We start from the raw sequence: 6805 nt of genomic DNA, 5'->3' as shown, positions 1-6805 counted from the left end.
GGTCGCTGTAGCACTCTGAACTGCTGCATGTCTCCTTAGATCGAGGTCGATCTAAGGAGACATGCAGTGGCATTCAGGCTGGGCGCGCCAGCTCATTTGCCTCCCTTGTTCCGCACCTCGTCATAGGGGATGCGGAAGACCTTGTCATCCAGCTGCATGCCCGTCCGGACGTTGAAGATCATCACCGACGTGTCCTTCTTCTGCGCATCGGTGATCGTCCATTGCCTAAGATCATAGGTCTTCGGATCGAACATCATCGTGATCGTCGAATCGCCGAAAATCGAGCGGTCGCCGAGCACGATGGTGATGAGGTCCGATTCGACCTTGACGCCTCGCACCATCCTACTGCTCAAGTCGATCCTTTCGCTCAAGAGCAGGTTGAGCGGCGTCTTCGACAGCGGATAGATGTCCCAGGTCTTAAGTTTCATGTTGCCGATGACGACGGACCTGCCGTCGGCGATCACCCGCATCGGCGAGGGGGCCTCGTAATTGAAGCGGATGCGCCCCGGCCGGCGGATGTAAAATTTGCCGCCCGTCTGTTCGCCACGCGGGCCGAACTGCACGAATTCTCCGGCCATTGTCTTCACCGACGAGAAATGATCGGCGATCTTTTGCGCTATAGCGGGCGCCTGTGCCGAAGCCTCCCTCGCGTCGAATGTCGTGGCAGTCAGGCCGGCGAGCGCAGCAAGGCCGCCCACGAAGACGCGCCGCGAGATTGCCCGATTGCGGCCGTCGCCGGATTTTTTCTCCATCATCGCAGTCTCCTTCATTTCGGCATCATTTGGCGAGCAAGTGGGGCGCCTTCAAGGCGTTGTATCTCCCGCGACAGGCTCCATTCTCAAATGACCGTTACCGGCCGTCGCCCTAATTCTAACGGCCGGTGATTTCCGCCTCGGTCGGCACCAGGATCTCGCGCTTGCCCGCATGGTTCGCGGGGCCGATGATGCCTTCCTGCTCCATTCGTTCGATCAGCGATGCCGCTCTATTATAACCTATACCGAGGCGCCGCTGCACGTAGGACGTCGAAGCCTTGCCGTCTCGCAGGACAATCGCCACCGCCTGGTCGTAGGGGTCTTCGGAATCGGCGAGGTTCGAAGTGCCGGCCGGTCCGCCGCCTTCGTTCTCCTCGTCGTCGTCTTCCGTGATCGCATCGAGATATTGCGGCGCGCCCTGGGTCTTCAAATAGGCGACGACCTCCTCGACCTCGGTGTCGGAGACGAAGGGGCCGTGTACGCGCTGAATGCGGCCGCCACCGGCCATGTAGAGCATGTCGCCCATGCCCAGGAGCTGCTCGGCCCCCTGTTCCCCGAGGATGGTGCGGCTGTCGATCTTGGACGTCACCTGGAAGGAGATGCGCGTCGGGAAGTTCGCCTTGATCGTACCGGTGATGACGTCGACCGACGGGCGCTGTGTCGCCATGATGACGTGGATGCCCGCGGCGCGAGCCATCTGGGCGAGCCGCTGGACGGCGCCCTCGATGTCCTTGCCGGCGACCATCATCAGGTCGGCCATCTCGTCGATGATGACGACGATATAGGGCATCGGGGAAAGGTCGAATTCCTCCGTCTCGTAGATCGCCTCGCCGGTTTGGCGGTCGAAGCCGGTCTGGACGGTGCGGGTGATCGCCTCGCCCTTGGCGAGCGCCTGCTCGACGCGGTTGTTGAAGCCGTCGATGTTGCGCACGCCGATCTTCGACATCTTCTTGTAGCGCTCTTCCATCTCGCGCACCGTCCATTTCAGCGCGACAACGGCCTTCTTCGGATCGGTCACGACCGGCGAGAGCAGATGCGGGATGCCGTCATAGACGGAGAGTTCGAGCATCTTCGGATCGATCATGATCAGCCGGCACTGCTCGGGTGTGAGCCGGTAGAGCAGCGACAGGATCATGGTGTTGATCGCCACCGACTTGCCTGACCCGGTGGTGCCGGCGACGAGCAGATGCGGCATCTTGGCGAGGTCGGCGATCACCGCCTCGCCGCCGATGGTCTTGCCGAACGCCATGGCGAGCTTGGTCTTGGTCGTCTCAAAGTCGCGCGAGCCGATCAGCTCGCGCAGATAGACCATCTCGCGCCGCTGGTTCGGCAGCTCGATGCCGATGGCGTTGCGGCCCGGCACGACGGCGACGCGGGCGGCGATCGCGCTCATGGAGCGGGCAATGTCGTCGGCAAGGCCGATGACGCGCGAGGACTTGATGCCCGGTGCCGGCTCCAGCTCGTAGAGCGTGACGACCGGACCGGGGCGGACATGGATGATCTCGCCCTTGACGCCGAAATCCTCGAGCACGCCCTCGAGCATGCGGGCGTTCTGTTCGAGCGCATCGGCAGAGAGCGAGGCATCGCGCGCGACATTCTTCGGCTCCGCGAGGAAATGGATCGGCGGCAGCGTGAAATCGCCGTCGTCCGCGACGAAGGAGCGCTGCGCCTCGCGCTCGACGCCCTGGCCGCTCTTCGGCCGCGCCGGCGGCGGTGCCACACGCGAGCCCGCCATTGCTATCGTCGGCTTTGGCGGCGCGGGCCGCGGTGCCCAGTCGGCGGCGACGTCTTCGTCCGGCAGGATGCCGGCGGGCCGGGGCTCGTCGATATCGAAGGGCGGATCGTCGTCCTCATCGACCATCATCGACGGCGGCGTGACGATGCGACGCTCGGCGCGATCGAGCGACGGCTCGACGCGATCGCCGGCAAGCGCTTTCGGCCGTGCCGGCTCGTTCAGCGTGCCGAATTCATCGTTGTTGAAGTCGTAGGGTTCGTCGTAATGCCGCTTGGCGGCGCGCGTCGCGCTCATGCCGAACATGCGGCGCAGTCGGGCCTGGGCGGTAAAGCGCATATGCGCGAGCGACCCCATCAGGAGGGTAAAGGGTCCTTCCTCGTCCTCCTCATCGAGCTCGTCGCGTATGGTGCGCGCCTTGCTGGGTGCGGACTCCGGCGCCGGTTCCTCCTCTTCCTCGTCGCTGACGCCGATGAGGCCGGCGCTGTAGATCAGGCACCAGGCGGCAGGCGCGGCGAAAAGGCAGGCGAGGATCGTCGCAAAGGTGCCGGTCGGGAATGTGCCGGTGAAGAGCGCCGGAAAACGCAGGATCATATCGCCGAAGACGCCGCCGAGGCCGTTCGGCAGCGGCCAGGTGATCGGCGCCGGCACGCAGCTCAAGGCCGCGCTCGCCAGCACCGAGCCCGCGAACCAGAGGCCAAGTCGCTTCAGGACCTTGTCGAAGGGTTTGTTGCCGATGAGAACGAAGGCCCAGGCGACGGCCGGCAGCAGCGCCACGACGCTCGCCAGGCCGAAGAACTGCATGAAGATGTCGGCGAAGGCAGCGCCACCGTAACCGAGCAGGTTGGTCGGCTCGTCGGAGGTTGCGTAGGAAAAGCTTGGATCGGCGACGTTCCAGGTCGAAAGCGCGGCAACGGCAAGCGCCAGTGCGCCGATCAAGGCAAAGCCCGCCAGCGAGGCGATCTGGCGCCATACGAAGGTGGTCAGCACGAACCGGTTGGAACGGCTGTCAAGCGTTGCGGGATTGCTTCTGCTCATGTTGCCTGCTGCCCGTTTCGACCCGCCGGAACGCCACGCTTCTTCAAGTGAACGGTGAGAACATTCCAGCCATTGATTGCAGAGCATCCTTGCACCGCCGAACCTGCGGGGGGCGGAACGCTCCGGGCACATTGCGTGCCATGGAATCAACCTACGCGGAGTAGGGTTAATGCGACATTAACCATGCGCGTGTGTGGTCGAAATAGCGGTGGATGGGGACCATTGAGGCAAAAAAAGCCCGGATCGCGAGGATCCGGGCGAAGGGCGATCCGCAGTATGCGGACCGCGACGGGACTGTTGGCGGCGCCCCTGCAGGCGGCGCCGCAATCACGCTTAGCTGGTGTGATAGGCGGCTTCGCCGTGCGAGGAGAGGTCGAGACCTTCGCGCTCCGCTTCGACCGAGACGCGCAGGCCGACGATCGCATCGACCACCTTGTAGAGGATGAACGAGCCGATACCGGACCAAACGACCGTAACCAGGACGCCCTTGAGCTGCGCCCAGACCTGGGTTGCCGTGCCGGCGTAGCCGGCGGCGAAGTCGGCCGTGGAGTAGTCGACGATGCCGGCGCCCCCGAGGGCCGGGTTGACGAGGATACCGGTCGCAATCGCACCGAGGATGCCGCCGACGCCGTGAATGCCGAAGACGTCGAGGCTGTCGTCGTAGTTGAACTTGTTCTTCACCACGTCGACGAAGAAGTAGCAGACCGGCGAAACGGCGAGGCCGAGCACGATCGCCCCCATCGGACCGGCAAAGCCGGCAGCCGGGGTAACGGCAACGAGACCCGCAACCGCACCGGAGGCGGCACCGAGCATCGAGGCCTTGCCACGAACGAGCGTTTCAACCACGGCCCAGGAGACGATGGCTGCTGCGGTCGCCAGGAAGGTGTTGATCATGGCGAGAGCGGCATAGGCGTTGGCTTCAAGATTCGAGCCGGCATTGAAGCCGAACCAGCCGACCCACAGCAGCGAGGCGCCGACCATGGTGAGCGTCATCGAATGCGGAGCCATGATCTCCCGCTTGTAGCCCGTGCGCTTGCCCAGCAAGATGGCGCCGACGAGGCCCGCGATACCGGCATTGATGTGGACGACGGTGCCGCCGGCGAAGTCGATCGCGCCGAAGGAGAAGATCAGGCCGGTCGGAGCCGTATAGGCGCTCGGGCCACCCCAGAACCAGACCATGTGGGCGATCGGGAAGTAGACGAAGGTGACCCACAGGATGACGAAGAGCATCACGGCCGAGAACTTGATGCGCTCGGCGAAGGCGCCGACGATCAGAGCCGGCGTGATGCAGGCGAAGGTCATCTGGAACACCACGAAGACGTATTCAGGGATGAAGACGCCCTTGGAGAAGCTTTCCGCGAGCGTCGTCGTGTCGACGCCGGCCAGGAACATCTTCGAGAAGCCGCCGATGAAGGAGTTGAGCGAGCCGCCATCGGTGAAGGCGAGCGAATAGCCATAGGTGACCCAGATGATCATGACGACCGCGGTGATCATCAGGACCTGCATTAGCACCGACAGCATGTTCTTGGCGCGCACGAGACCGCCATAGAAGAGCGCGAGGCCGGGAACGGTCATCAGCAGGACGAGAATGGTCGACAGCAGCATCCAGGTGGTATCGCCCTTGTCCGGGACGGGCGTTGCGGCAGCCGCCTCGGCCGCGGCAGGCGCGGCCTCCTGGGCAAACGCAACGACCGGCGCGAGCAAGGCGGCAGCGGTTGCGCCCACGCGTCGAAGAGAGGTGGAAAGGTTGAATGACGACATCGAAAAAAGCTCCCTGAACGGCGCGGTTTACAGCGCTTCTGAGTCGGTTTCGCCGGTGCGGATGCGCACGGCATGGTCGATCGAATAGACGAAGATCTTGCCGTCGCCGATCTGTCCGGTCTTGGCGGCCGAAGCGATGGCTTCGACGGCCTTGTCGACGATCTCCGTCGGAACCGCGATCTCGATCTTCAGCTTCGGCAGGAAGCTCACGGCATATTCGGTGCCGCGGTAAATCTCGGTGTGCCCCTTCTGGCGGCCGTAGCCCTTCACTTCGGTCACGGTCAAGCCCTGGATGCCAACGGCAGTAAGGGCTTCGCGGACCTCATCGAGCTTGAACGGCTTGATAATGGCCATCACAATTTTCATCGGTTTCCCATCCTTGTCTGCCTCCGGCCGGAGGCCGTCTCTCCTTGCTGCTTCAAGCGCCTGAGGCGCCGGGCAACTGGAAAATCACATTCAAGGGGCGTGCCAGATTCGATGGGAGGGCTTAAATCGAGGAAAAGACACGAAAAAACCACTTTTCAGGGGAGTGGCGCCCTGATATGCCGAAAAAGACATCAATAAAACAGCCCAAAAAATGGGCAAAAATTAAAAAATGCTCAGTCTTTATTCAGTTGCCTTTTTGCGGATCAGTCCTTCCTGTGCCACCGAGGCAATCAGAACGCCGGATCGGTCGAACAGGCTGCCGCGCGTCATGCCGCGGGCGCCGTGTGCGCTCGGGCTGTCCTGCGTGTAGAGCAGCCAGTTGTCCATCTTGCACGGGCGATGAAACCACATGGCATGGTCGAGGCTCGCGACCTGCAGTTTGCGGTCGAACACCGAGGTGCCGTGCGCGTAAAGCGACGTGTCGAGAAGCGTCATGTCGGAGAGATAGGCGAGAATGGCCGCCTGCAGATGCCGTTCGTCCGGTACCGCGCCGACGGCTTTCACCCACACGTCCTGGGTCGGCGGCAGCTTGTCGCGCGAGAAATAGTGCTCAACCGAGACGGGGCGGATCTCGATCGGCCGCGGCCGCTCCCAATAGCGGCGGATCGCTTCCGGCGCATGGACGAGAAACTTCTCCTTGAGTTCCCGCTCCCCCGGCAGCGTTTCCGGCATTGGCACGGCCGGCATGTCGAACTGATGCTCGAAACCGTCCTCGTCATATTGGAAGGAGGCCGACATCGCGAAGATCGCCTTGCCGTGCTGGATCGCCACCACACGCCGCGTCGCGAAGCTCGATCCGTCGCGGATGCGGTCCACCTCATAGATAATCGGAACGGCGGGATCGCCCGGCCTGAGGAAATAGGCGTGCAGCGAATGGACGTAGCGGCCTTCGTCGACGGTGCGCTGGGCGGCGACCAACGCCTGGCCGATCACCTGGCCGCCGAAGACCCGCTGCCATCCGACCTGGGGGCTTAGGCCCCGGAACAGATTCTCTTCGAGCTTTTCGAGATCGAGGATCGCGAGAAGCGCGTCCATGGGCGTGGCGGTTTCGGTGGGGCGCGACATTTTTCGGCGGTCTCCGATGGTAGGAACGGCG

General features: G+C 63.3%; 5 protein-coding genes. All 5 read right to left on the bottom strand.

Annotation, left to right across the window (positions count from 1 at the left end):
• Positions 1 to 92 precede the first annotated feature (92 nt).
• The 5 genes from AYK65_RS16135 to tesB all read right to left on the bottom strand — a co-directional run bounded on the left by AYK65_RS16135 (position 93) and on the right by tesB (position 6774).
• Positions 93 to 755 carry an outer membrane lipoprotein carrier protein LolA gene (locus tag AYK65_RS16135; protein ID WP_026615420.1) on the bottom strand — a complete coding sequence of 221 codons (663 nt, stop codon included), beginning with the start codon at positions 753 to 755 and terminating at the stop codon, positions 93 to 95.
• Positions 756 to 870: 115 nt separating this feature from the next.
• Complete coding sequence (locus AYK65_RS16130) at positions 871 to 3522, bottom strand: FtsK/SpoIIIE family DNA translocase (RefSeq protein WP_081158985.1); 2652 nt, start codon at positions 3520 to 3522, stop codon at positions 871 to 873.
• A 333-nt stretch (positions 3523 to 3855) separates the two neighbouring features.
• Positions 3856 to 5283: an ammonium transporter gene (locus AYK65_RS16125; RefSeq protein ID WP_026615422.1), complete on the bottom strand. Its 1428-nt coding sequence runs from the start codon at positions 5281 to 5283 to the stop codon at positions 3856 to 3858.
• A 27-nt stretch (positions 5284 to 5310) separates the two neighbouring features.
• Positions 5311 to 5649 (bottom strand): P-II family nitrogen regulator, encoded by a 339-nt coding sequence (locus tag AYK65_RS16120; protein ID WP_046120552.1) that lies wholly within the window; start codon positions 5647 to 5649, stop codon positions 5311 to 5313.
• Positions 5650 to 5889: 240 nt separating this feature from the next.
• On the bottom strand, positions 5890 to 6774 hold the full coding sequence (tesB, locus tag AYK65_RS16115; RefSeq protein WP_026615424.1) for an acyl-CoA thioesterase II: 885 nt from the start codon (positions 6772 to 6774) through the stop codon (positions 5890 to 5892).
• Positions 6775 to 6805 lie beyond the last annotated feature (31 nt).

The sequence above is a fragment of the Ensifer aridi genome (assembly GCF_002078505.1).
Taxonomy (GTDB): domain Bacteria; phylum Pseudomonadota; class Alphaproteobacteria; order Rhizobiales; family Rhizobiaceae; genus Sinorhizobium; species Sinorhizobium aridi.
This window is presented reverse-complemented; position numbering and strand designations above follow the sequence as displayed.

Coding starts and splice junctions, on each gene's coding strand:
- AYK65_RS16135 (WP_026615420.1), bottom strand. CDS start 755: ATGATGGAGAAAAAATCCGGCGACGGCCGCAATCGGGCAATCTCGCGG.
- AYK65_RS16130 (WP_081158985.1), bottom strand. CDS start 3,522: ATGAGCAGAAGCAATCCCGCAACGCTTGACAGCCGTTCCAACCGGTTC.
- AYK65_RS16125 (WP_026615422.1), bottom strand. CDS start 5,283: ATGTCGTCATTCAACCTTTCCACCTCTCTTCGACGCGTGGGCGCAACC.
- AYK65_RS16120 (WP_046120552.1), bottom strand. CDS start 5,649: ATGAAAATTGTGATGGCCATTATCAAGCCGTTCAAGCTCGATGAGGTC.
- tesB (WP_026615424.1), bottom strand. CDS start 6,774: ATGTCGCGCCCCACCGAAACCGCCACGCCCATGGACGCGCTTCTCGCG.